The organism is Pseudomonas sp. GW821-FHT05D12, assembly GCF_059419825.1.
In genome coordinates, this window is sequence record NZ_JBWKSN010000012.1 from 78,405 (window position 1) to 101,131 (window position 22,727).

General features: G+C 62.6%; 21 protein-coding genes. 9 read left to right on the forward strand and 12 right to left on the reverse strand.

The genetic code is table 11. From position 1 onward, the window contains the following. Positions 1–8 precede the first annotated feature (8 nt). The gene (locus AC07SI_RS22020) at positions 9–926 is read right to left on the reverse strand and encodes a LysR family transcriptional regulator (RefSeq protein WP_495006504.1); all 918 of its coding nucleotides are present in this window, start codon (positions 924–926) and stop codon (positions 9–11) included. 77 nt (positions 927–1,003) lie between these two features. On the opposite strand from AC07SI_RS22020, the gene AC07SI_RS22025 reads away from it, so the two are divergent. Further along, positions 1,004–1,492, forward strand: coding sequence for a DMT family transporter (locus tag AC07SI_RS22025; RefSeq protein WP_495006505.1), 489 nt, complete (start codon positions 1,004–1,006; stop codon positions 1,490–1,492). Here AC07SI_RS22025 and AC07SI_RS22030 read toward each other — a convergent pair whose 3' ends face one another. From AC07SI_RS22030 to AC07SI_RS22050, 5 genes are all read right to left on the reverse strand, one after another. Continuing rightward, on the reverse strand, positions 1,493–2,824 hold the full coding sequence (locus AC07SI_RS22030) for an MFS transporter (RefSeq protein ID WP_065899441.1): 1,332 nt from the start codon (positions 2,822–2,824) through the stop codon (positions 1,493–1,495). A gap of 60 nt (positions 2,825–2,884) precedes the next feature. Continuing rightward, positions 2,885–3,826: a hydroxymethylglutaryl-CoA lyase gene (locus AC07SI_RS22035; RefSeq protein ID WP_495006506.1), complete on the reverse strand. Its 942-nt coding sequence runs from the start codon at positions 3,824–3,826 to the stop codon at positions 2,885–2,887. After that, positions 3,823–5,016, reverse strand: a complete 1,194-nt coding sequence (locus AC07SI_RS22040) for a CaiB/BaiF CoA transferase family protein (protein WP_262134002.1) — start codon at positions 5,014–5,016, stop codon at positions 3,823–3,825. Before AC07SI_RS22040 ends, AC07SI_RS22035 begins: the two co-directional genes overlap by 4 nt. A gap of 171 nt (positions 5,017–5,187) precedes the next feature. Then, positions 5,188–6,096 (reverse strand): LysR family transcriptional regulator, encoded by a 909-nt coding sequence (locus AC07SI_RS22045; protein WP_120447824.1) that lies wholly within the window; start codon positions 6,094–6,096, stop codon positions 5,188–5,190. Next, a complete protein-coding gene (locus tag AC07SI_RS22050; protein ID WP_065899445.1) occupies positions 6,096–6,770 on the reverse strand; it encodes an NAD(P)H-binding protein in 675 nt (224 codons plus the stop codon). The genes AC07SI_RS22045 and AC07SI_RS22050 overlap by 1 nt, the downstream gene beginning before the upstream one ends. 455 nt (positions 6,771–7,225) lie before the next feature. On the opposite strand from AC07SI_RS22050, the gene AC07SI_RS22055 reads away from it, so the two are divergent. Next, positions 7,226–8,413 (forward strand): MFS transporter, encoded by a 1,188-nt coding sequence (locus AC07SI_RS22055; RefSeq protein ID WP_495006507.1) that lies wholly within the window; start codon positions 7,226–7,228, stop codon positions 8,411–8,413. Here AC07SI_RS22055 and yiaY read toward each other — a convergent pair. Further along, positions 8,380–9,528, reverse strand: a complete 1,149-nt coding sequence (gene yiaY, locus AC07SI_RS22060) for an L-threonine dehydrogenase (RefSeq protein WP_201143691.1) — start codon at positions 9,526–9,528, stop codon at positions 8,380–8,382. The two genes, AC07SI_RS22055 and yiaY, sit on opposite strands and share 34 nt — an antisense overlap. 125 nt (positions 9,529–9,653) lie before the next feature. On the opposite strand from yiaY, the gene AC07SI_RS22065 reads away from it, so the two are divergent. After that, positions 9,654–10,670: a DUF4917 family protein gene (locus AC07SI_RS22065; protein ID WP_065899447.1), complete on the forward strand. Its 1,017-nt coding sequence runs from the start codon at positions 9,654–9,656 to the stop codon at positions 10,668–10,670. Positions 10,671–10,750: 80 nt separating this feature from the next. Here AC07SI_RS22065 and AC07SI_RS22070 read toward each other — a convergent pair whose 3' ends face one another. Beyond that, positions 10,751–11,278, reverse strand: coding sequence for a helix-turn-helix domain-containing protein (locus tag AC07SI_RS22070; RefSeq protein ID WP_065899448.1), 528 nt, complete (start codon positions 11,276–11,278; stop codon positions 10,751–10,753). A 160-nt stretch (positions 11,279–11,438) separates the two neighbouring features. On the opposite strand from AC07SI_RS22070, the gene AC07SI_RS22075 reads away from it, so the two are divergent. From AC07SI_RS22075 to AC07SI_RS22100, 6 genes are all read left to right on the forward strand, one after another. Then, positions 11,439–12,221: an aldolase gene (locus AC07SI_RS22075; RefSeq protein ID WP_213551979.1), complete on the forward strand. Its 783-nt coding sequence runs from the start codon at positions 11,439–11,441 to the stop codon at positions 12,219–12,221. Between the two features lie 29 nt (positions 12,222–12,250). Next, on the forward strand, positions 12,251–13,123 hold the full coding sequence (locus AC07SI_RS22080) for a dihydrodipicolinate synthase family protein (protein ID WP_495006508.1): 873 nt from the start codon (positions 12,251–12,253) through the stop codon (positions 13,121–13,123). Positions 13,124–13,295: 172 nt separating this feature from the next. After that, complete coding sequence (locus tag AC07SI_RS22085; RefSeq protein ID WP_065899451.1) at positions 13,296–13,835, forward strand: RNA polymerase sigma factor; 540 nt, start codon at positions 13,296–13,298, stop codon at positions 13,833–13,835. Then, entirely contained in the window at positions 13,832–14,800 is a 969-nt protein-coding gene (locus tag AC07SI_RS22090; RefSeq protein WP_495006509.1) for a FecR family protein, read from the forward strand. Before AC07SI_RS22085 ends, AC07SI_RS22090 begins: the two co-directional genes overlap by 4 nt. Positions 14,801–14,927: 127 nt before the next feature. Beyond that, a complete protein-coding gene (locus AC07SI_RS22095) occupies positions 14,928–17,498 on the forward strand; it encodes a TonB-dependent receptor (protein WP_495006510.1) in 2,571 nt (856 codons plus the stop codon). A 236-nt stretch (positions 17,499–17,734) separates the two neighbouring features. Then, positions 17,735–18,634, forward strand: a complete 900-nt coding sequence (locus AC07SI_RS22100) for a DMT family transporter (RefSeq protein WP_065899454.1) — start codon at positions 17,735–17,737, stop codon at positions 18,632–18,634. Between the two features lie 438 nt (positions 18,635–19,072). Here the strand turns inward: AC07SI_RS22100 and AC07SI_RS22105 are convergent, their stop codons facing one another. The 4 genes from AC07SI_RS22105 to AC07SI_RS22120 form a co-directional block, all read right to left on the reverse strand. Continuing rightward, positions 19,073–20,290 carry a class I SAM-dependent methyltransferase gene (locus AC07SI_RS22105; protein WP_495006511.1) on the reverse strand — a complete coding sequence of 406 codons (1,218 nt, stop codon included), beginning with the start codon at positions 20,288–20,290 and terminating at the stop codon, positions 19,073–19,075. A 221-nt stretch (positions 20,291–20,511) separates the two neighbouring features. Next, positions 20,512–21,129: a TPM domain-containing protein gene (locus AC07SI_RS22110; protein ID WP_495006512.1), complete on the reverse strand. Its 618-nt coding sequence runs from the start codon at positions 21,127–21,129 to the stop codon at positions 20,512–20,514. A gap of 31 nt (positions 21,130–21,160) precedes the next feature. Continuing rightward, positions 21,161–21,889 (reverse strand): TPM domain-containing protein, encoded by a 729-nt coding sequence (locus tag AC07SI_RS22115; protein WP_065899457.1) that lies wholly within the window; start codon positions 21,887–21,889, stop codon positions 21,161–21,163. An 18-nt stretch (positions 21,890–21,907) separates the two neighbouring features. Continuing rightward, complete coding sequence (locus tag AC07SI_RS22120) at positions 21,908–22,519, reverse strand: LemA family protein (RefSeq protein ID WP_106804894.1); 612 nt, start codon at positions 22,517–22,519, stop codon at positions 21,908–21,910. Positions 22,520–22,727 lie beyond the last annotated feature (208 nt).

Consider the following 22,727-nt stretch of genomic DNA (forward strand, 5'->3'; position numbering starts at 1 on the left):
GTTTCCTGTTATAGGGGGCCTACGGACAATACACCCTGCAGTTGCTCTTTCAACCACTGCAACCCCGAATCCCCACCGCGACGCGTATGCCACGCCAGCTCGAACGCAAACGAGGGAATATGAAACGGCGGCGGCATGGCCACCAAGTGCTGATGATCGATGTTCAGCAAGCCTCGGGATGAGACGGTCAGGATCAGGTCCGTGCCCTGGATCAACTGCGGCGCCACGCCCCAGTGCGGCAGGCTGATCGCCACATGTCGGCGCTCACGAATCGCCGTCAGCGCGCGCTCGATTTCCGGCGTGCCGCTGCCGCGCATCTCCAGCAGTACATGGGGCCGCGACAGGTAGGTGGGCAGGTCCAGCACACCGCCTTCCGGCAAGCTGGCGCGGTCCACCAAGCAGGTGTAGTGCTCGTCGAACAATGGCGTGGTGCGCAGTTCGGCGGGCATGTCAGGGAACACGCCAGCGGCCAGGTCGAGGTCGCCGTTGAGCACGCCGTCGACCATGCCTTCACGGCTGGCCTGGATGATTTGCAGGTCGATGCCCGGCGCTTCGCGGCGCAGGGTGCGCACCAGTCCGGGCAGGAATATCGCCGCGCTGTAGTCCGACATCGCCAGCCGAAAACGCCGCTTGGCCGAGGCCGGGTCGAAGCGATTCGGCGCCAGCAGTGCCTGCACCTGGGCCAATGCTTCAGCCAGCGGTGCCGCCAACTCCAGGGCGCGGGCGGTGGGTACCAGGCTGCCGCCCTGGCGCACCAGCAACGGGTCGCCCAGCAGGTCACGCAGACGCGCGAGCGCATGGCTGACGGCGGGCTGGCTCAGGTGCAGGCGCTCGGCGGCCCGCGTGACGTGTTGCTCACTGAGCAAGGCGTCGAGGATCACCAGCAGGTTAAGGTCGATGCGGCGCAGATCATTCATCAGCTGCATGCCTGACATAAGAATTTGGAATTTAAATTTGCTCGACGAATAGCCTAGAGTCCAGCAAAACCTCTGGGAGATTCACCATGACCACATTGCACTGGCTGGGATTATTGGCGTTGGCGGTGATTGCCGGCGCGGTGGTGCCGTTTCAAAGCGCGATCAACGCCAACCTCGGTCGCGGGCTTGGCCACCCGCTCTGGGCCACGCTCGCCTCGTTGCTGGTGAGCATTATCGTGCTGCTGCCGGTCATCATCGCGCTGCGCTTGCCGTTGCCAAGCCTGGCATTCATCAGCAAGGCGCCGTTGTGGATGTGGGTCGGCGGCGCATTCGGGGTGTGTTTTATTTCCCTGGCGTTGATGCTGCTGCCCAAGCTGGGCGCGTCGGGGTTTATTGCGTTGGCCATGGCCGGGCAGATTCTTGCCTCGCTGCTGCTCGACCATTTCGGCCTGTTCGGCCTGGTGGAGCGCCAACTGACAACACCCCGCGTGTTGGGGGCGTTGCTGTTGATCGGCGGTGTGGCGTTGATTCAGTTCAGCGCCACGCCGGCCCGGACCTTGGCGACGGCGGGCTGATCAACCTTTGTCGAGGGTGCGCAGTTTCTGCGGCAGGCCCCACAGCAGCAGCGCCGCGGCCAACAGCGCGCACACCCCGATCACGTAGAGCGCCGGGGTGGTGCTGCCGGTCAGGTCCTTGATCCGCCCTACCATTACCGGGCTGACGATCCCACCGAACTGCCCGAGGGTGTTGATCACCGCGATCCCACCCGCCGCGCCCGCACCGGCGCCGGCCAATAGCTTGGGAGGCAGCGTCCAGAAGGTCGGGATCGAGGCGATGATGCCCGCGCCCAACATGCCCAGGGCGATGATCAGGAACGTCGTGTGGTCGGCAAAGATCCCGGCACTGAAGAAGCCCACCGCGCCGAGCACCACCAGGCCGCAGACAAACTTGCGGCGCTCGCCGGTGGCATCCGACAGACGCCCGATCACCACCATGCTGATCGCACCGCACACATACGGGATGGCCGTGAGCAGGCCAATCATCACCGGGCTCTGGGTGCCGGCGCTGCGGATTAATTGCGGTGCCCAGAAGTTGAGGCCGTAGGAAGCGACCTGGATCAGGAAGTAGATAAAGCCGAGCATCAAGAAACCCGGAATACGTATCGCCGACAGCAGTGAACCGCCATGGGTATTCGGCTCATGCTTGGCGATGCGGCTCGACAGCAAGGCCTTTTCCGCAGAAGTCAGCCAATGGGCGTCTTCGATGCGGTCCTTGAGCAACGTCAACACCAGGAACCCCAGGCCGATGCACGGCAAGCCGCCGAGCAGGAACAACCAGTGCCAGCCGCGCATCTGCAGTACGCCGTCGAGGTGCTCGAGCACCAGGCCGGAAAACGGTGCACCCACCAGGCCGGCGAAGGCCGAGGCCAGGAACAGCATCGAGGTGATGCGCCCACGGAAATGCTGCGGGAACCACAGGGTCAGGTAGTACAACACGCCAGGTGCGAAGCCCGCCTCCATCGCGCCGATGATGAAGCGCAGGCCATAGAACTGCCACTCGGCCGTGACAAACACCATGGCCGCCGTGGCCAGGCCCCAGGACATCATGATCCGCGCGATCCAGCGCCGGGCGCCGACCTTGTACAGCATCATGTTGCTCGGCACTTCAAAGATCACATAGCCCACCACAAACAAACCGGCGCCCAGGCCGTAGGCGGTGTCGCTGAGGCTCAGGTCGGTTTGCAGCTGAAACTTGGCGAAGCTGATGTTGATACGGTCAAAAAACGCGAACAGGTAACACACCATGATCAGCGGCATCAGGCGCCAGGCGACCTTGCTGACCAGGGCTTTTTCGGCATCGATTTCAGCGGCCGGGCGCGCGCCGGCCTCCAACGTATTAGTGCTCATGGGTTTCTCTCCAGCGGACTGCTCACAGGCGTCCGATTGTTTTTGTTGTCTGGTGCGGCGTTACAGCGTGGCGATGTAGGCCGGTGGCGGATGCAAGTCGCTGTTGCGCCCGGCCTTGGCCACCTGGCCGGGCAACTCATGGCCAAGCAAGGCCGGCAAGCGCCGGGACATATGCAGCAGGTGCGGCAGGTCGATACCGGTGTGAATGCCGACCTCGTCACACAGGTTGACCAGGTCTTCGGTGCAGATATTGCCCGACGCCCCCGGCGCAAACGGACAGCCGCCAAGGCCACCCAGCGCCGCATCAAAACGTCGGGCGCCGGCCTCGTAGGCAGCCAGCACATTGCACAAGCCCAGGCCGCGGGTGTTGTGGAAATGCAGGGTCAGGTCGCCCGCCGGTACGCGCTGCAACACACGTTTGACCAGGCGTTCCACCTGGCGCGGGTTGGCCATGCCGGTGGTGTCGGCCAGGCTGATGCCCTGGATGCCGAGGGCTTGATACGCGTCGACAATCTGTAGCACGCGGTCTTCATCGATCTTGCCTTCGAACGGGCAACCGAAAGTGGTGGCGATGCTGCCATTGAGGCGCACCGGGTGGTCGGCGGCAAAGCGCACGATGTCACCGAACGCTGCCAGCGAGGCCTCGCAGCGCATGCGCATATTCGCCAGGTTGTGGGTCTGGCTGGCGGACATCACCAGGTTCAGCTCATCGGCGCGCGACTCGATGGCGCGCTGGGCGCCCTTGAGGTTGGGGATCAGCGCCACATAGATCACCCCGGGTTTGCGCGCGATGCCCTGGAACACCTGCTCGCCGTCGCGCAACGCGGGGATGGCCTTGGGCGACACAAACGAACCGGCTTCGATACGCGAAAAACCGGCCAGCGACAGCTGATCGATCAGCGCGATCTTGTCGACGGTCTCGACCCAGGTCGGTTCGATTTGCAGGCCATCGCGCGGGGAGACTTCCTGCACGATCAGCGGGTCGCCATAGTCAGTGATCATTGCACCACTCCCGAGGTTTTCAGGCGTTGGATATCGGCGCCGGTGAGGCCCAGGCTGCCAAGGATGTCATCGGTGTGCTGGCCCAGGGCCGGGCCCTGCCAGTTGACGCCACCGGGGGTTTCGGAAAGTTTGGGCACGATGCCGGGCATCTTCACCGACACACCGCCAGGCAACTCGGCATCGAGCAACATTTCGCGCGCCTGGTAATGCGGGTCGCTGACGATATCCGCCACCGAGTAGATGCGTCCGGCCGGCACTTCGGCAGCTTCCAGGGCGCTGAGCACCTGGTCGATGGGCAAGCTGCTGGTCCAGTGGGTGATCGCGGCATCCAGCAATCCACTCTTCGCCGCGCGGCCGTCGTTGTGGGCAAACTCAGGGGCTTCGGCCAGGTCGACGCGGCCGATGGTGGTCATCAGGCGCTTGTAGATCGGGTCGCTGTTGCCGGCGATCACCACATAAGCACCGTCGGCGGTCAGGTAGGTATTGGACGGCGCAATGCCAGGCAAGGCGCCACCACTGCGTTCTCGCACGTGGCCGAGCATGTCGTATTCCGGCACCAGGCTTTCCATCAGGTTGAACACGCTTTCGGCGAGGGACACGTCGACAATCTGCCCGTCGCCCTGGCCGGTCTTGACCCGCAGCAGCGACATCAGCGCGCCGATCACACCGTGCAACGAGGCAAGGGAGTCACCCAGGCTTACGCCGACCCGCGCCGGTGGCGAATCCGGGTTGCCGGTGGTGTAGCGAATGCCGCCCATGGCCTCGCCGATCGCACCAAAGCCTGGGCGGTCGCGGTAAGGGCCGGTCTGGCCATAGCCGGAGATGCGCACCAGGGTCAGCTTGGGGTTGAGCGCGTGAAGCACGTCCCAGCCCAGGCCGAGTTTTTCCAGGCCACCGGGGCGCAGGTTTTCGATCAGCACGTCGGCGTCGCCCAGCAGTTGCTTGATCAGGCCCAGGCCTTCAGCGGACTTGAGGTCCAGCGCCAGGGACTTCTTGTTGCGCGATTGCAGGTACCACCACAGCGATGTGCCTTCGTGCAGCTTTCGCCATTTGCGAAGTGGATCGCCCTGGCCCATGGCTTCGATCTTGATCACCTCGGCACCGAATTCGCCCAGCAGCCGGGCGGCGAACGGCGCGGCAATCAGCGTACCGATCTCGATCACCTTGATACCGCTCAGGGGAGCCGTCATGGGGTGTACCTCTTGTTCTTGGAATGTGCGGCCAAGGCTAGAGGACAGGCACAGGAAAAATCCAACCGTCAGTTGGCAAGGAGCGTTCGCGAAACGCGAACACACTGGTGGGCGACCGGATGCTGAGCCCTGCGGCGATGTCGAGATCGCCATCGCCGGCACGCCGGGCGCCTACAGGGGCGCGCTGAGGTAGTCGAACAGCAAGCGGCTGACGGGCGACAACTGCGCTTCATCGCGCACTACCAGGATCAGGCTGCGGTGCGACCATGCATCCGTCAGCGGCACCGCGTGCAATCCCAGCGCGCGGCCAAACAGTTCGTAGGCCTTCTGCGGCAGGATGCCGATACCCATATTGGCCTGGACCATCCGGCACATCGCATCAAACCCCGGCACGTGGATGCGCAGGCGCAACATTTTGCCGGCCTCGCGCGCGGCGGCGTGGGTGCGCATGTTGATCGAGCTGGCGGCGTGCAGGCCAACGTAGTCACTGTCCAGGGTGTCGGCGAAAGCCAGGGATGCGCGTGCCGCCAACGCGTGATCCGCCGGCATCAGCACCACCAGTTTGTCATGGCGGTAGGTCACGCTGGGCAGGCCCTTGGTGTCGGTGTCGCTGGAACAGATGCCCAGATCGGCGACGCCATCCAGCACGCCCTGGACCACGCCGTTGCTGGGGCGCTCTTCAAGGTCGGTCTTGACTTCGGGGTGCAGTTCGGAAAAATCGCGCAGGTCTTCCGGAAGGAACTCAATGATCGCCGACAAATTGGCCAGCATCCGCACGTAACCACGCACGCCGTGGCTGTGCTCACCGAGTTCCAGACCCATTTTTTCCACGTTGAACAGCATCTGCCGCGCATGGTGCAACAGGGTCTCGCCGGCCGCGGTCAGGTCCATGCCCTTGGCCCGACGCACGAACAGGCTCACGCCGAGCACCTGCTCCAACTCCATCAGGCGCTTGCTGGCAGCCGACACCGCGATTGCTTCGCGGGCCGCGGCGCGGGTCAGGGTGCCTTCCTCGAACACCGCGACGAACAGTTGCAGGGTGATCAGGTCCAGGCGGCGCACCAGGCTCTTGTGCAACATCAGCCGCGCTCGGACGCCAGGCGATTGATCTCGGCCTGCTCCACCACCGGCTGTGGCGCGCCATGGCGCACCGCCGCCAGCATGGCCCGGCCGACAGTTTCAGTACTGACCACCCAACCCGGCTTGAGCCGACGCACAGACGACAGCAACGGCCCGAGCACGGAGTAAAACGCCTGATACAACGGCGTCTTCGAGCGCACCCCATGCAACGGCTGGATGATCCCCGGTCGGAACAGGTAAACCGCCTTGAACGGCAGGCGCAACAAGGCATTCTCGGTCTTGCCCTTGACCCGCGCCCACATCGACTTGCCGGCCTCGGAACTGTCCGTCCCGGCGCCGGACACGTAAATGAAGGTCATCTGCGGATTGAGCCGTGCCAGGGTGCTGGCGGCAACGAGGGTGAGGTCATAGGTGAGGTGGGTGTAGCGGGTTTCATTCATACCCGCCGAGGACACCCCGAGGCAGAAAAAGCACGCGTCAAAGCCTTGCAGCAAGTTTTCCAACGGCTGGAAATCCAGCATGTCGCTGTGCAACACCTGATGCAGCTTGCCATGCTCCTGGGTCAGCGGCGTGCGCCCGACGGCGACCACTTCCTGCACGTCAGGGGCAAGCAGGCACTCGCGCAGGACGCCCTGGCCGACCATGCCGGTGGCACCGAATAACAGAACTCTCATCTAGCACTCCCTTCATCCCGCTCATTTTGGCTATCTGAGAGACAGGCCGTCATAGGCCGTCGTCACATTCGCCCCCTACGCTGCCACCTTACTCACTATCGTGAGAGCCGACCTCAACAAATTGAACGGCGCCTTGAGCCATGACTGGACAGCCCAAGGCGATTAATTGCCACTGAGTATCGTAGGAGGCTGCCCACATTAGAAAGTCCGCGCGACGCCCTCTCTATAGGAAACGCCTGACAGAGGAAAAGCCGCCATTCGTATAACACTGCGCGCGGACATGCTCCCTCAAACGATACGTTCATTTTGTTCAGGACTCGTGATGCTTCTAGAAGAACACGACAACCGCTGACGTTTGCGGTTGCTCAATAACCAAAGCATCACATCGCACGGTTCATGTTGGCAGCTGGATTTTCGATGATGACTTCAAAAACTCCACTGACGGATGTCACCCCTTGAGAAGCACCACGCCCCTTACCCTCGCCTGCTGCGCCGCTTTCCTCGCCCAGCTCGGCATCAGCAGTTACTTGCCCGCAGTGCCCGCCATCGCCCTAGCCCTGCGCGCCGTCGAGGACCAGGTAGCCTTGGCTCTGGCGGTGTATCTGGTGGGTATGGCGCTGCCGATGCTGCTGTGGGGAAGACTGAGCGAACGGTTTGGCAGAAAGCCGGTATTGCTGGCGTCACTGGCGGTATATGCCATGGCCAGTACCGCCATTCCATCGGCGTTGAACGTAGAAACATTCTTGGTATTGCGGCTGATTCAGGGAGTCGGCGCGGGCGGTGTTTCGGTGATGGCGCGAGTGTTGGTGCGGGATAGCTTCAGCGGGGAACTGTTGGCCAAAGGCTTATCGTGGTTGGGCATGACCTTTGTGATCGCGCTGGGTATCGGCCAGTTTGCAGGTTCGCTGGTGCAAGTGGCATTCGGCTGGAAAGCGATCTTTTATACGTTGGCGATCGCAGCCGTCACGTTGATGGTGATCTTGCGGTGGGTAGCGTTTGCGCGGCTGGTGAAGGCGGCTTCCTCGCTACCGACCTGGCGGATCTACGCCACGATTATGCGACACCCCGGCTTTCTCCACGCGGCGATGATCGGCGGCCTGGGCTATGGCGTCATCATTGCGTTCAACACCTGCGCACCACTGATACTGCAGGGGCGCTTCGACTGGAGCGCGACGCAGTATGGCTGGCTGGGATGGCCGATAAGCGGCGCGTATCTGGCAGGGGCGTTGATGGTCAATCGCCTCGTTGTACAAACGGGGCGGTTGACGATGATGAGTTGGGGCGTGGCCTTGATATTGCTGGGGGCTGCCGTGATGTTGCTCGGCAGTGTATTTGCCAGCGGGCTCGCTGTGCTGCTGTGGTTACCGTATTGCCTGGCAGTGTTGGGCCAGTCGATGAGTTACCCGATCAGCTTGTCCCTGGCCAATGATGGTTCCCCCATCAACGGCCCTTACGCCATGGCCTTGAGCGGTTTTATGCATCAACTGATGGCCGCCATGATCGGCGGCGTGGCCAGCCTGTTGCTGAGTCAGCAATCATGGCCATTGGCACTGTTGTGCATGGCGTTGGCAGGCGGCGCATTTCTGTGCGCCGCCGGGTGCCGTACGGATCAGAACGCGCTGCGAAAGATCTCCTCGATCTGACGCTGATCCGCCCGGCGCGGGTTGGTCAGCCCGCACGCGTCCTTCAACGCGTTAGTGGCCAACAGCGGAATGTCCTGCAACTTGGCGCCCAGCTCGCGCAGCCCGGCGGGGATTTCGACGTCCAGGGACAACGCACGAATCGCGGCGATGGCGGCCTGGGCGCCCTCTTCGTCCGTGCTGCCTTTGACATCCGCTCCCAGCGCGCGGCCGACGTCGCTCAAGCGCTTGGCGCTGACGCTGGCGTTGAAGCTTTGCACGTGGGGCAACAGCACCGCGTTACACACGCCATGGGGCAGGTCGTAGAGGCCGCCCAACTGGTGGGCCATGGCGTGCACGAAACCCAGGGACGCGTTGTTGAACGCCATGCCCGCCAGGAACTGAGCGTACGCCATGTTTTCCCGTGCGGCCTTGTCGCTGCCGTCGCGTACGGCCAGGCGCAGGTTGGCGCTGATCAGCTCGATGGCCTTGATCGCGCAGGCGTCGGTGATCGGCGTGGCAGCAGTGGACACATAGGCTTCGATGGCGTGAGTCAGGGCGTCCATGCCGGTGGCGGCGGTAAGGCCCTTGGGCATGCCGACCATCAGCGCCGGGTCGTTGACCGACAGCAGTGGCGTGACGTTACGGTCGACGATGGCCATTTTCACGTGGCGGCTTTCGTCGGTAATGATGCAGAAACGGGTCATCTCGCTGGCGGTGCCGGCGGTGGTGTTGATGGCCACCAGCGGCAGTTGCGGCTTGCTCGATCGGTCGACGCCTTCGTAGTCGCCGATATGCCCGCCGTTGGTGGCGCACAGCGCGATGCCCTTGGCGCAGTCATGGGGCGAGCCGCCGCCCAGGGACACGACGAAATCGCAGGCGCTCTGTTGCAGCAGCGCCAGGCCGTTCTCGACGTTTTCCACATTGGGGTTGGGCTTGGCGCCGTCGTAGATCACCGAGTCGATGTCCTGCATCGCCAATTTCTCGGCGATCATGCTGGCCACGCCCGCCTTGGCCAGGCCGGCGTCGGTGACGATCAGTGCCTTGCGAAAACCGTAGTTGCGGATGGCGGTCATGGCTTCGTCGAGGCAATCGGTGCCCATGATGTTGACGGCGGGAATGAAGAAGGTGCTGCTCATGGCGAATCCTCGGATGACGTTTATGCCTACAGCATCGACTTCACCCGCCTGCGGCATCTTGATCAGGATCAACGCCGGCTCGTGATAAAGTCACCGTCCAGCCGAATTCGAGTAGACCCGCCGCAATGAAGGATTTCCAGGATATTGACGCCCACCTTGAAGACTGGAGCGCACTGCGCAGCCGCACTGCCTTCAGCGGGATTCTGATCGGCAACGGCGCCAGCCGTACGATTTGGGAAGACTTCGCCTACGACTCGCTGTTCGAAAACGCGCGCACCGTCGAAGAAAAACCTCTGGGCCAGTCCGAACTCAGCGTGTTCGACGCCCTGCAAACCCGCAGCTTCGAACAGGCCCTTGGCGCGCTGAAGACCACCAGCCGGGTCAACAAGGCCCTGGCAGTCAGCTCGGCGGCACCGCGCAATCGCTACTACGCGATCAAGGAAGCGCTGATCAATACCATCCACGCGGTGCACATTCCGTGGCGCCTGGTGCAGCCGTCGACGCTGGCGACGATCAACGCGGAGCTGGCGCAATACACCACGGTGTTTACCAGTAACTACGACTTGCTCAACTACTGGGCGATCCTGCACACGCCAGGCATCGACGACCTGTTTCGCAGCGCCGACTCAAGCTTCGACCTGCGCAACACGCGCACCGAGGCCACGCGCATTCTGTACCTGCACGGAGGCCTGCACCTGGTGCGCAACCTCGACGGTACCGCGCGCAAATTGCCGACCACCGACAGCACCCTGCTGAGCAGTTTTGCGATCAATAACACGATCAAGACCCTCGACGATGTGCCGCTGTTCGTCAGCGAAGGCACGGTAGACGAGAAGCTCAAGACCATCCGCAGCTCGGATTACCTGTCGTTCTGCTATGAGCAACTGCTGACCCATGAAGGCGCGCTGTGCCTCTTCGGCCACGACCTCGGGCCGCAGGATAAACACTTGGTGGATGCGATTCGCCAAGCCCCGGTGACCACGCTGGCAATCTCGGTATCGGGCCGTAGCGACGGGTTTATTCGCCAGCAGAAGCGGCGGTACTCGGAGCTGTTTGATGGGTCGGGCGTGGCGCTGGAATTCTTTGCGGCGCGCACCCACCCGTTGGGCAATCCTGCGCTGTCAGTCCCGGTCGAACGCTGACTTTCCGGGCGACTTCGATCAAATACAGGCGCTGGCTTGCCAGCGCCCACCATGAGCGTGTTCACAACAGCCAAGTGACGTCAGTCCTGCGCGCTGTGCACCACCACCAGCAATTGCGCCTGCACCGGCCCCACCGAGCGCAGGCGGTGGGGCTTCTGCGCATTGAAGTGCAGCGCATCGCCACGCTCGAGGATCACGCGCTCAGTCATGAAATCCACTTCGACCTGGCCTTCATGCACAAACAGAAACTCCTCCCCCACGTGCTCCTTGAAGCTCTTGTCGGTGAATTCCGCCGGCGGGTAGATGATGAAGGGCAGCAGGCTGCGTTCGCTGACCTGATGGGCGAGCACCGCGTAACCGGGCGCCGTGTCGGGCCGTTCATGGCTGCGCACCAGGCTGTAGCTGTCGAGGCTGACGCTGTCTTCGCTGAACAGCTCTTCGACCTTCACGTTCAGTGCCTTGGCCAGTTTCAGCGCGGCGGCAATCGACGGCGTGTTGAGGCCGCGCTCAACCTTGGACAGGTAGCTCTTGGTCATCCCGGACTTTTCAGCCAGGCTCTCCAAGGTTACGCCAAGTTTTTTTCTCAATAATTTCAAACGGATAGACATGTTCCGCGGTTAATCCATGCAGGAAGCGATGAGCTGTGCTTGCCAATGACACTTTGTGTCATATAGCATCTTTAGTGTCATTTGCGTTCACCCAGCGACCTTGCGAGCAGCGGGAGACCAGCAAACCAGACGTCCATTGAACCACCCAAAGGACACCGATATGGCCAAGACATTAGCACTCCCGAAAGACCAGCTGGTCAAGCAAGCGCTGATCCAGATGCAAAATACCCTGGCGGATAATACGTGGACCGTGCGGCAAAAGCTGGCGCTGACCTGCCGTATCCTCTTCGAGCACGGCCACGACTCGGGCCTCGCCGGGCAGATCACTGCGCGAGGGCCCGAACACGGCACCTATTACACCCAGCAATTGGGGCTGGGCTTCGATGAGATCACCGCCAGCAACCTGCTGTTGGTAAACGAGGACCTTGAAGTGCTGGAAGGCCACGGCATTCCCAACCCGGCCAACCGTTTCCACAGCTGGGTCTACCGAGGGCGCCCGGATGTGAACTGCATCATTCACACGCACCCCACGCATATCGCCGCGCTGTCGATGCTGGAAGTACCGCTGCAGGTGTCCCACATGGACCTCTGCCCGCTGTACGAAGACTGCGCGTTCCTCGAGGCCTGGCCAGGGGTGCCGGTGGGCAACGAAGAAGGCGAAATCATCACCGCGGCACTCGGTGACAAACGCGCGATCCTGCTTTCGCACCACGGCCAGTTGTCGACCGGCGCGAGCGTCGAGGAGGCCTGCGTGATTGCACAGTTGATCGAGCGCGCCGCCAAGCTGCAGTTGCTGGCGATGGCGGCCGGCACGATCAAGCCGATCCTGCCGGAGCTGGGGCGCGAGGCCCACGACTGGATCTCCCGGCCCAAGCGCCATGGCGCCGCGTTCAATTACTACGTGCGACAGAGCCTGCGCCAGCACGCCGATTGCCTGAACTGACCCGCCCCTTTTCCGACAGGAGACTTCCCATGTCCAGCCCCGATATTCACGGCATCATCGGCTACACCATCACCCCCTTCAGCGCTGACGGTAAGCGCATCGACCTCGACGCCCTCGGTCGCTCCATCGACCGCTTGATCGACGCCGGCGTCCATGCCATCGCGCCCCTGGGCAGCACCGGCGAAGGGGCTTACCTGAGCGATGCCGAGTGGGATGAAGTCAGCGCCTACAGCCTGGCAAAAATTGCCCGGCGCGTACCGACTGTGGTCAGCGTCTCAGACCTGACCACCGCTAAAGCCGTGCGGCGCGCCCGTTACGCCGAGGCGAATGGCGCCGATGTGGTGATGGTGCTGCCGGCCTCGTACTGGAAACTCAGCGAAGCGGAAATCCTCGCCCACTACGCTGCGATTGGCGACAGCATCGGCGTGCCGATCATGCTCTACAACAACCCGGCCACCAGCGGCACGGACATGTCGGTGGATTTGATCCTGCGGATCGTCAAGCACGTGGAGAACGTGACGATGGTCAAGGAGAGCACCGGCGATATTCAACGCATGCACCAATTACGGCGCCACAGCGACGTGCCGTTCCTCAACGGGTGCAACCCGCTGGCACTGGAAGCCTTCGTGGCGGGTGCCAAAGGCTGGTGCACCGCAGCGCCAAACCTGATCCCACAGCTCAACCTGGCTTTGTATGACGCGGTGCTGGCGAATGATCTGACCCAGGCGCGAGAACTGTTCTACCGCCAACTGCCGCTGCTGGAATTCATCCTCAAGGGCGGGCTACCGGCAACGATCAAGGCCGGCTTGCGCCTGACCGGGCTGGAAGCCGGCGACCCACGGTTGCCGGTGTTCCCGTTGAGTGAAGCCGGAATCGAGCAACTAAAGGCATTGCTGCGCTGACCCTGTAGGAACCGGCTTGCCGGCGATAGCGCTCTCGCAGTCAACATCAACATCGACTGCCCCGACGCGATCGCCGACAAGCCGGCGTCGACAATTAAACCGAGACAAATGACAATAATTCTCGATATCATTCGCGGCATTTCTACGCCGTGCTTCGTCACGAAGGATATCCATGTCTCGTCCCAAGCCCGACCCGCTGTCGGCCGATGCTTTTCGCGGGTTTTATGCAGATATTCTGCATTTCCTGCGCAAACGCACGGACAACGCCAGCGACGCGGCGGACATGACCCAGGATGTCTTTACCCAGTGGCTGGACTACCGCGACCGGGCCAAGGTCGAGCAGCCACGGGCCTTTCTGTTCCAGATGGCGCGCAATCTGCTGCGTGATCACTGGCGCAGACAGAAGGTACGGCACACCGCCCATTCCGATCAGGCCGACAGGGACGCCGAACCGGTCACCGACGAGCAAAACGATCCCATGGCCGCCGCGCAGCGCTTGCAACGCCTGGAACAGTTGAAAGAAGTCCTCGCCGAACTCTCGCCGCGCCGGCGAGAAGCCCTTATGCTGCACCGCTTCGAAGGCTTGAGCCAGGCGCAGATCGCCGAGCGCATGGGCATTTCGACGAGCATGGTGGAAAAGCACATCGCTTTTGCCCTGCTGCATTGCAAGCGACGCCTTCAATCAGACCCCGGCACGGAGCAGCCAGAATGAACCGCCTGAGCGATACCGACGCCCTGGATATCGAAGCGAGTGACTCCATCGATGCCCAAGCCGCCAGCTGGTTTGCACGCAACCGTAATGACGCGAGCCGTGCCGACCGCAAGGCGTTTGCCGCCTGGCATGCGGTTGCGGCGCATGCTCGCGCCTATGCCGAGTTCGAGCAACTGTGGGCCGACCTGGCACAGTTGCAGCAACTGAACAAACCGGTGCCCCTGCCCAAGCGTAAACCGTCGGTGTGGCGCCCTGCCCTGGCCGTCGCCGCCGCAGTGTTGTGCGCCGTGCTGGCCACGCATATCGGCGCGCCCCGCGAGCTGTATCACACGCAAGTGGCGGCCCATGCCAAGGGCATGCGCACCTTCAACCTGCCCGACGGCAGCACGCTGTATGTAAATGCCAACACGCGCCTGCGTGTGGACTTCACCGCGCACCAGCGCATCGTGCACCTGGACAAGGGCCAGCTGTATATCGAGGTGGCCGCCGACAAGGAGCGGCCGCTGTTCGTGCAGGCCGGCGAGGCCAATGTGCGGGTGGTCGGTACCGGCTTCGATGTACGCCGCAGCCAGCAGCAACTGGTGGTCAGCGTCGCCCACGGCAAGGTGGCTTTCGAGCCGGACGCAAAGAGCCCGGTGACCCTGCTCGGCGCCCAGCAGCGCGCCACCTACAGCTACGCCAAGGGCACCGTGCAGCAACAAACCCTCACCGCCGAAGAAGTGGCCGACTGGCGCAGCGGGCACTTGTCGTTTCGCAACCGCGAGCTGGTCAGCCTGATCGATGAACTGAGCCTCTACCGTCCCCAGGCGCCGTTGCAGGTCAGCAATGCAGTGGCGCAACTGAAGGTCTCGGGCAACCTCGATGTCAACGACCCGGACGCCCTGCTCAACGCACTGCCCGCCTTGCTGCCAGTGAAAACCGTGGCCTCGGCCGATGGCATCGTGCGGATCGAGCCCAGCAAATAACCCTCGAAACAGTACTTGAGAATATTTTTCATTCGCAGGTGTGGATTTTTTTGCCTGCCCCGTCTTCCTCCGGTCTGCGTTTGATACGCACGCATTTTTCGGCCACTTGGCCACACCGGGGGATTTCATGTTTCGCGCGCCTTGCCACGCTTCGCACCTGTTTCTTCGACCGACCGTCATTGCCACCTGCCTGGCCTTCAGCCTCAGCGCCCAGGCCGAGTCGTTCAAGCTGCAACTGCCCGCCCAGTCGCTGGCCACGTCGCTGAGCCAAGTGGCGCAGCAGGCGAAGATCCAGCTGTTGTTCGATGAAGCACTGCTCAAGAACGTGCAGGCACCGGCGCTCAACGGTGAGTTCAGCCCGGAAGTGGCGATTCGCACCCTGCTGAAAAACGGCGAGTTCATCCTGATCAGGGTCGGCAGCACTTACGTGGTAAAGCCCGAAGAGGCAAAAACCACCCAGAGCGGCGCGATCCAGCTGGAAGCCCTGAGCGTGATCGGCACCGGCAACGAGGTCGACTCCAGCACCGTCGGGCGCTCCACCTTGACCCAGGCCGATATCGACCGCTACCAGCCCGACAACATCCCTTCGCTGCTGCAGACCTTGCCGGGAGTGTCCATGGGCGGCTCGCCCAAGCCCGGTGGCCAGACCATCAACATTCGCGGCATGGGCGATGCCGAAGATGTGCCAATGACCGTGGATGGCGCGACCAAAAGCGGCTTCGAGCGCTACCAGCAAGGCACGGTGTTCATCGAACCCGAGCTGATCAAAAGCATTGAGGTGGAGAAAGGTCCGTATTCGCCGTTCAACGGCAACGGCGGTTTCGGCGGCACGGTCAACATGATCACCAAGGATGCACCGGACCTGCTCAAGGATGGGCGTAACGCCGGGGCGATGGCCAAGTACGGCTACTCCAGCAACACCCACGAACAGGTGTACACCGGCGCAGTGTATGGCCGCACCGACGACGGCCGCATGGATGGGCTGATCTACCTGACCAAACGCGACGGCGACGATTTGAAGCTCGCCGGCACCCCGCCCGACCCACGCAACGAATACCCGATCAACCCCAAGCGCCTGCCCAACAGCGCGCAGGATGTAGAAGGCGAGCTGTTCAAGTTCAACGCGCACTTCACCGACGAGCACAGCATGGGCCTGTCCTACTCCAGCGCCAGAAGCGAGCGCATGGCGCCGTTCTCGGCTAAAACCTACCCGTCGCCGCCGACGCAATCAGCCATCGACCGATATGGCTACGAAGGCGCACTGAAACGCTTTCTGGCCGACCGCGAAACCGTGGACACCACCTGGTCGGGCAAGTACGAATACCAGCCGTTGAACAACCCGCTGATCGACTTGAAACTCAGCTACTCGTTCTCCAAGACCGATCAGACCGACGAGCGCGCCGAGAATGCGGTGATCAGCCTGGCCACCGGCGGGCGCAAGATGGAAACGTCTTACACTGACCGCATCCTTGAGCTGCGCAACATCAGCCTGTTTACCACCGGCCCGCTGGAACACGCCGTAACCACCGGCGTGCAGGTGCGCAAGCACGATCGCGAAACCGAAAGCTGGATGCCGGGCGCGACCTACAACACCGCTAGATACAACTATGGCCATTTCCAGCCGTACTTCATGCCCCACGGCAAAGTCGACACCAATGCGTTCTACCTGCAGGACGCCGTGACACTCGGCGACGTCACCCTCACGCCGTCCCTGCGCTATGACCACGTGCGCAACCGCGGCGAAGCCAACGATGCGCCGTACTACAGCAGCCCGGACCCGCGCGTCGGCCATGACTACAGCGACCGCACCTACACCGGTTGGTCGCCACGCCTGGCAGCCTTCTGGAACGTGACCCCGGATGTCGCCTTCTTCGCCAGCTGGAACCGCACCTGGCGCGCGCCGGTTATCGATGAGCAGTACGAGGTGCAAGGCTCTGCCAGCACGCGCAGCGCCACCAGCCTCAACCTCGACCCGGAGCGCATCACCGCGATTACGGCGGGCAACGTCACGCACTTCTCCGGCGTCTTCACCCGCGATGACAACCTGCAGTTGCGCACCACGCTGTTTCACAACCGCATCGAAGACGAGATCATGAAGGCCACCGGCCTCGGCTGCGAACGGCAAATGACCGTGCCGGGCAGTATCGATGCGGTGTGCACCGACGCGGCGTCCAGGACCAACTATCGCAACGTGGGCGGCATGACCATCAAGGGCTTCGAGCTGGAAAGCTACTACGACTCGACGTACGTGTTCGGTTCCCTGACTTACTCCTGGGCTACAGGTAAACGAGACAACCCCTACACCAACCCTTGGGCTACCGACCGGCACGTGTGGGCACGGGATATTCCACCGGCCAAATGGGTGGTAGTCCTCGGCACCAAGATCCCGAGCTGGGACGCGCAGGTGGGCTGGCAGGGCCAGTTCGTGCGCAAGACCGATCGCGTACCTACCGACATCTATCCTGGCGGCTTCAACTCCACCATTGGCGACTTTATCTACGACCAGACCGAGAACCCCAGCTACGACACCCAGGGCCTGTTCGCCAACTGGAAACCGCAGCAGGCGGGCCTCAAAGGCACCGAGATCAACTTCACCGTCGATAACCTGTTCAATCGCAGCTACCAGCCAGCACTCAGCGGCGATGGTGTCTACAGCGAAGGACGCAACGCCAAGATCAGCATCACGCGGTTCTTCTGAACCTGTAGGCGCCGGCGTGCCGGCGATGCGGGCGACTCGGTCTACCCGCGAAACAGCAGCGATCCCATCGCCGTCTCGCTCAAGCTCGACAGCGCCTACACGGCGATGGCGGCGGCACTGTCGGCCCTGGCCCGCAACTGTACGGATAAATCCGCACCCAGCTGTAGGCCCGCGATTGGCGGGGGATGTGGCTAGATGGGCTTCCCTTGAAGCCCTCTGGATTTCGGATCCCTCCCATGAGCTCGCGCGAAAATACCGGCATGGCCCTCGGCCTGCTGGGCGTCATCATCTTCAGCCTGACCCTGCCTTTCACCCGTATCGTGGTGCAGGAAATCCACCCGTTGCTCAACGGCCTCGGCCGTGCGCTGTTCGCGGCGATTCCGGCGGCGGCGCTGTTGCTGTGGCGTCGTGAGCGCTGGCCGACCTGGCGGCAGGTGCGCGGGCTGTGCCTGGTGATCGCCGGGGTGATCCTGGGCTTTCCGGTGTTGTCGGCCTGGGCCATGCAAACCTTGCCAGCCTCCCATGGCGCGCTGGTCAACGGCCTGCAACCCTTGTGCGTGGCACTGTATGCCGCGTGGCTGTCGCATGAGCGACCGTCCAAAGCCTTCTGGGCCTGCGCGGCGCTCGGCAGTGCGCTGGTGTTGAGTTACGCGCTGATCACCGGCGCCGGCAGTATTCAGGCCGGCGATTTGTTGATGCTCGGCGCGATTGCCGTCGGCGGGCTGGGCTATGCCGAAGGCGGCCGGCTGGCCAAGGAGATGGGCGGCTGGCAAGTGATCTGCTGGGCGCTGGTGCTGTCGACGCCGGTGCTGATCGGCCCGGTCTGGTACCTGGCGGCGCAGCATCAAGGCGCGATTTCGATGCGCACCTGGTGGGCGTTTGGCTATGTGTCGCTGTTCTCGCAGTTCCTGGGATTCTTCGCCTGGTACGCCGGGCTGGCCATGGGCGGGATCGCGCGGGTCAGCCAGATCCAATTGCTGCAGATCTTCTTCACCATCGCCTTTTCGGCGCTGTTCTTTGGCGAACATATCGAGCCGATTACGTGGCTGTTCGCCTGTGGGGTGATCGTCACGGTGATGCTCGGGCGCAAGACGGCGGTGCAGCCTGCGCCCGCGCCAAAGGTAAACGCTATCTAATGCAGGCGCCGGCTTGTGTGGGAGCCGGGCTTGCCCGCGAAAGCGGCCAGTCAGCCAACCCCGCTATCGCGCATGCCGCCGCCTTCGCAGCCTCGCTAAAGCTCGAGAGTTCCCACAGGGGATTGCGGGGGTATGTGAGATCTGTGGCGGGGTACGGTCAAAATGTGGGAGCAGGCTTGCCCGCGAAGGCGGCCGGTCAGCCAACCCCTCTATCGCCAATACCGCCGCCTTCGCAGCCTCGCTAAAGCTCGAAAGCTCCCACAGGGGAATTGCGGGATGGCTACGAAATCTGTGGCGGGGTACGGTCAAAATGTGTGGGGCTTGCTCGCGAAAGCGCCCGGTCAGCCAACCCCTCTCTCGCCCATGCCGCCGCTTTCGCAGCCTCGCTAAAGCTCGACAGCTTGCTCCCAAACAAGCCGGCGCCTGCCCGTGGTGTGTTCAGTTCAAGAAACCATCCGCCCTCAGCAGGGTTTCCAGGCAGTGCTCGGTGATGTGGTAGAACGCCTTCAGCTCCTGGATTTTCGCCAGCAACTGCGCGTTGTCCACAGGCTCGGCGCGCTTGACCGCGAGGATCATCTTGTTCTTGTTGGTGTGCTCCAACGAGATGAACTCGAACACTTTGGTCTCGTAGCCACAGGCTTCGAGGAACAGCGCGCGCAAGCAGTCGGTGACCATTTCCGCCTGCTGGCCCAGGTGCAGGCCGTACTGCAGCATCGGCTTGAGCAGCGCCGGGCTCTGGATCTGCAGGCGAATCTGCTTATGGCAGCACGGCGAGCACATGATGATCGACGCGCCGGAACGGATACCGGTGTGGATCGCGTAATCGGTGGCAATGTCGCAGGCATGCAGGGCGATCATCACGTCCAGCTCGCTCGGCGCCACGCTGCGCACGTCGCCGCATTTGAACACCAGGCCCGGATGCTCCAGGCGCGCAGCGGCGCTGTTGCACAGGGTCACCATGTCTTCACGCAGTTCCACGCCGGTCACTTCACCCTCGGCCTTGAGGGTGTTGCGCAGGTAATCGTGAATCGCAAAGGTCAGGTAGCCCTTGCCCGAGCCGAAGTCGGCGACGCGCACCGGCTGGTCCAGTTTCAACGGTGATGAGGTCAGCGCATGGCTGAACACTTCGATGAACTTGTTGATCTGCTTCCACTTGCGCGACATCGACGGGATCAGCGCCTGCCTGGCATCGGTCACGCCGAGGTCGGCGAGGAACGGCCGGCTCAGGTCGAGGAAGCGATTCTTCTCGCGGTTATGCTCAGCCGAGGGCGCCTCGCGCAGTTGCTGCGGCTTGCTTTTGAACAGCGAGCTTTTGTTCTTCTTGCTGTATTCCAGCTGCGCTTCATCGGTCAGCGACAGAAGGTGCGCGTTCTTGAAGGACGCCGGCAGCAACTCGGCAATCATCGCCACGCCTTCGGCCAGCGCGAAATTCTTGGTGATGTCGCGGGTCTTGTAGCGGTAGACGAAGGACAGGCACGGCTGCTCCTTGACCTCTACCTGCTTGATGATCAGCCGTTGCAGCTCGGCTTCCGCACCGACGTACTTGGCCAGCACCAGCTTGATAAACGCATGCTGCGCCAGGCTTGCGCTCAACAGTTCGATGAACTGGGCGTGATGATCCGGCGCAGGGCGGGCAGGTTGAGCGGTGACAGACATGAACAAAAAAGCCTCGGGCTGGGGATGCCGGGCATTTTAGGGGGGATGGGGGCCGAGGGCACGGGGTTATTTGATCAACGGTCAGTCAACCCTGCCCATCCACGGCGGGATCCACCTTATGTGGGAGCCGGCCTTGCCCGCGATTGCATCACCTCGACGGGCCAGACAGACCCAGTTGCACGCCCCGCAGGCAAGCCAGTTCCGACCTGGAGCAAGATGGACTATTCGAGCACGACCAGGCGATTGGGCAACTCATTGCGGGTCTGCGTGACCGGCACATGCACCTTGAGCAACTCCCCGCAGGCTTCAATGCAGGCAATAAACCCCGCCAGTGTCTGCCCCTGTTTCACTTGCTGAGTGAACGCCCTGACGATGGTGTCCCAACGGCTGTCATCCAGGCGCTTGGAAATCCCCTCATCCACCAGGATCTCCACGTAGCGCTCGGCCTCGCTGACAAAAATCAGCACACCGGTGCTGCCCAGCGTGTGGTGCAGGTTCTGCTCCAGGAACTGCCGGCGCGCCAGGTTGGACGCGCGCCAATGGCGCACCGAGCGCGGGATCAGGCGGGTGGTGACCTTGGGCAGGCGAAACACCAGGCACAGCACGATAAACGTCGCCCACTGCGCCAACAGCAAGGTGTACATGGTCAAGTAGCCGGACAAGTAATGCACCACACCCGGCACCACCAAGGCGATCAGGCTGGCCCACAGCAGTGGGATGTAGGCGTAGTCGTCCGCGCGGGCAGCCAGTACCGTCACCAGTTCGGCGTCGGTCTGCTGCTCGACGCGGGCAATCGCCTCGGCGACCTGGCGTTGCTCGTGTTCACTCAGTAGTGCCATGGTTGTAGATGCTCTGTTGTCGTTATTGTCATTACCAGCCGCCCGAGGCCCCGCCGCCGCCGAAGCCGCCACCGCCTCCGCGGAAACCACCGCCACCGCCTCCGCCACCACCGCCGCGCCCGCTGCTGCTGAGGATCGCCAGCAAGATGGCGCCCACCGGCAGCCCCAGCCGATTGCACAGCCACAGCACACCGATCAGCAAGATAAACAGGCCGATGGAAAACCCCGGATTATCCTTGGCAAAGTTGGCGTCCGCCACATGCGCCGGCACCGCCAGCGGTTCACCGCCGACCACCTGCACCATCGCCGAAACACCATCGCTGATGCCCTGGCTGTAATTGCCGGCCTTGAACTTGGGCGCGATCACCTGGTTGATGATCACCCAGGACTGCGCATCGGTCAGCACGCCTTCCAGGCCATAGCCGACTTCGATGCGCAATTTGCGCTCATCGCGGGCGACGATCAACAGCGCGCCGTTGTCCTTGCCCTTCTGGCCAATGCCCCACTGGCGGCCCAACTGATAACCGTAGTCTTCAATCGGTACACCTTGCAGGTCGGGCACCGTGACCACCACGATCTGGTCGCCACGGGCTTGCTCGAGCGCCTGCAATTGCTGGGTGATCTGCTCCCGGGTTGCCGGGTCGATCATCTGGGCGGTGTCCACCACCCGACCGGTCAATGCCGGGAAGGTCAGCGCCGCCTGGGCCACGCCCACGCAGGCCAGCAGCCACAGCGCCAGGCCTATCCTGAATAAACGCATCGACACCTCAATGCAGCCTTATTTGAACTTCACTTGCGGCGCTTTATCGGCATCGGCACTGGTGGCTTCAAACGTGGCGCGGATCGGCAGATCGCTGTACATCACGCTGTGCCACAAGCGACCCGGGAAAGTGCGGATCTCGGTGTTGTAGGCCTGCACCGCCTGGATAAAGTCGCGCCGGGCCACGGCGATACGGTTTTCGGTGCCTTCAAGCTGCGATTGCAGGGCCAGGAAGTTCTGGTTGGCCTTCAGGTCCGGGTAACGCTCGGACACCACCATCAAGCGGCTGAGGGCACCGCTCAAACCATCCTGGGCCTGCTGGAACTGCTTGAGTTTTTCCGGGTTGTCGAGGGTGCTGGCATCCACCTGGATCGAGGTGGCCTTGGCCCGTGCCTCAATGACGGCGGTCAGGGTGTCCTGCTCATGGGCGGCGTAGCCCTTGACCACTTCCACCAGGTTGGGGATCAGGTCGGCACGGCGTTGATACTGGTTCTGCACCTGGCCCCAGGCGGCCTTGGCCTGCTCATCCAGGGTCGGGATGGTGTTGATGCCGCAACCGCTCAGCACCGTGCTGATCAGTAGCAAAGCCGCGGCCTTGAGGCCCCAGCGGGAAGAGTGTGCTGCTTGCATGGTGTTTCTCCTGACCAAACTGGATGGAATGTGACGACTAACCCTATAAACCGCGCGCTTGGGGCATAATCCGCCACCACTGGAATGCATTGAGCCAATCAGCTACAAAGATGCCCAGCGCGAAAAAGAGTTCAGAGTGTGCTGCATTTATCTGAACAACACCCGAACAACAATAGACGCTCCCCACATTTTGGCCGATCAGCCCCAG

Excerpts from the sequence above, each read along its gene's own strand:
- AC07SI_RS22020 (WP_495006504.1), bottom strand. The coding sequence starts at position 926 with ATGCAGCTGATGAATGATCTGCGCCGCATCGACCTTAACCTGCTGGTG.
- AC07SI_RS22025 (WP_495006505.1), top strand. The coding sequence starts at position 1,004 with ATGACCACATTGCACTGGCTGGGATTATTGGCGTTGGCGGTGATTGCC.
- AC07SI_RS22030 (WP_065899441.1), bottom strand. The coding sequence starts at position 2,824 with ATGAGCACTAATACGTTGGAGGCCGGCGCGCGCCCGGCCGCTGAAATC.
- AC07SI_RS22035 (WP_495006506.1), bottom strand. The coding sequence starts at position 3,826 with ATGATCACTGACTATGGCGACCCGCTGATCGTGCAGGAAGTCTCCCCG.
- AC07SI_RS22040 (WP_262134002.1), bottom strand. The coding sequence starts at position 5,016 with ATGACGGCTCCCCTGAGCGGTATCAAGGTGATCGAGATCGGTACGCTG.
- AC07SI_RS22045 (WP_120447824.1), bottom strand. The coding sequence starts at position 6,096 with ATGTTGCACAAGAGCCTGGTGCGCCGCCTGGACCTGATCACCCTGCAA.
- AC07SI_RS22050 (WP_065899445.1), bottom strand. The coding sequence starts at position 6,770 with ATGAGAGTTCTGTTATTCGGTGCCACCGGCATGGTCGGCCAGGGCGTC.
- yiaY (WP_201143691.1), bottom strand. The coding sequence starts at position 9,528 with ATGAGCAGCACCTTCTTCATTCCCGCCGTCAACATCATGGGCACCGAT.
- AC07SI_RS22065 (WP_065899447.1), top strand. The coding sequence starts at position 9,654 with ATGAAGGATTTCCAGGATATTGACGCCCACCTTGAAGACTGGAGCGCA.
- AC07SI_RS22070 (WP_065899448.1), bottom strand. The coding sequence starts at position 11,278 with ATGTCTATCCGTTTGAAATTATTGAGAAAAAAACTTGGCGTAACCTTG.
- AC07SI_RS22075 (WP_213551979.1), top strand. The coding sequence starts at position 11,439 with ATGGCCAAGACATTAGCACTCCCGAAAGACCAGCTGGTCAAGCAAGCG.
- AC07SI_RS22080 (WP_495006508.1), top strand. The coding sequence starts at position 12,251 with ATGTCCAGCCCCGATATTCACGGCATCATCGGCTACACCATCACCCCC.
- AC07SI_RS22085 (WP_065899451.1), top strand. The coding sequence starts at position 13,296 with ATGTCTCGTCCCAAGCCCGACCCGCTGTCGGCCGATGCTTTTCGCGGG.
- AC07SI_RS22090 (WP_495006509.1), top strand. The coding sequence starts at position 13,832 with ATGAACCGCCTGAGCGATACCGACGCCCTGGATATCGAAGCGAGTGAC.
- AC07SI_RS22095 (WP_495006510.1), top strand. The coding sequence starts at position 14,928 with ATGTTTCGCGCGCCTTGCCACGCTTCGCACCTGTTTCTTCGACCGACC.
- AC07SI_RS22100 (WP_065899454.1), top strand. The coding sequence starts at position 17,735 with ATGAGCTCGCGCGAAAATACCGGCATGGCCCTCGGCCTGCTGGGCGTC.
- AC07SI_RS22105 (WP_495006511.1), bottom strand. The coding sequence starts at position 20,290 with ATGTCTGTCACCGCTCAACCTGCCCGCCCTGCGCCGGATCATCACGCC.
- AC07SI_RS22110 (WP_495006512.1), bottom strand. The coding sequence starts at position 21,129 with ATGGCACTACTGAGTGAACACGAGCAACGCCAGGTCGCCGAGGCGATT.
- AC07SI_RS22115 (WP_065899457.1), bottom strand. The coding sequence starts at position 21,889 with ATGCGTTTATTCAGGATAGGCCTGGCGCTGTGGCTGCTGGCCTGCGTG.
- AC07SI_RS22120 (WP_106804894.1), bottom strand. The coding sequence starts at position 22,519 with ATGCAAGCAGCACACTCTTCCCGCTGGGGCCTCAAGGCCGCGGCTTTG.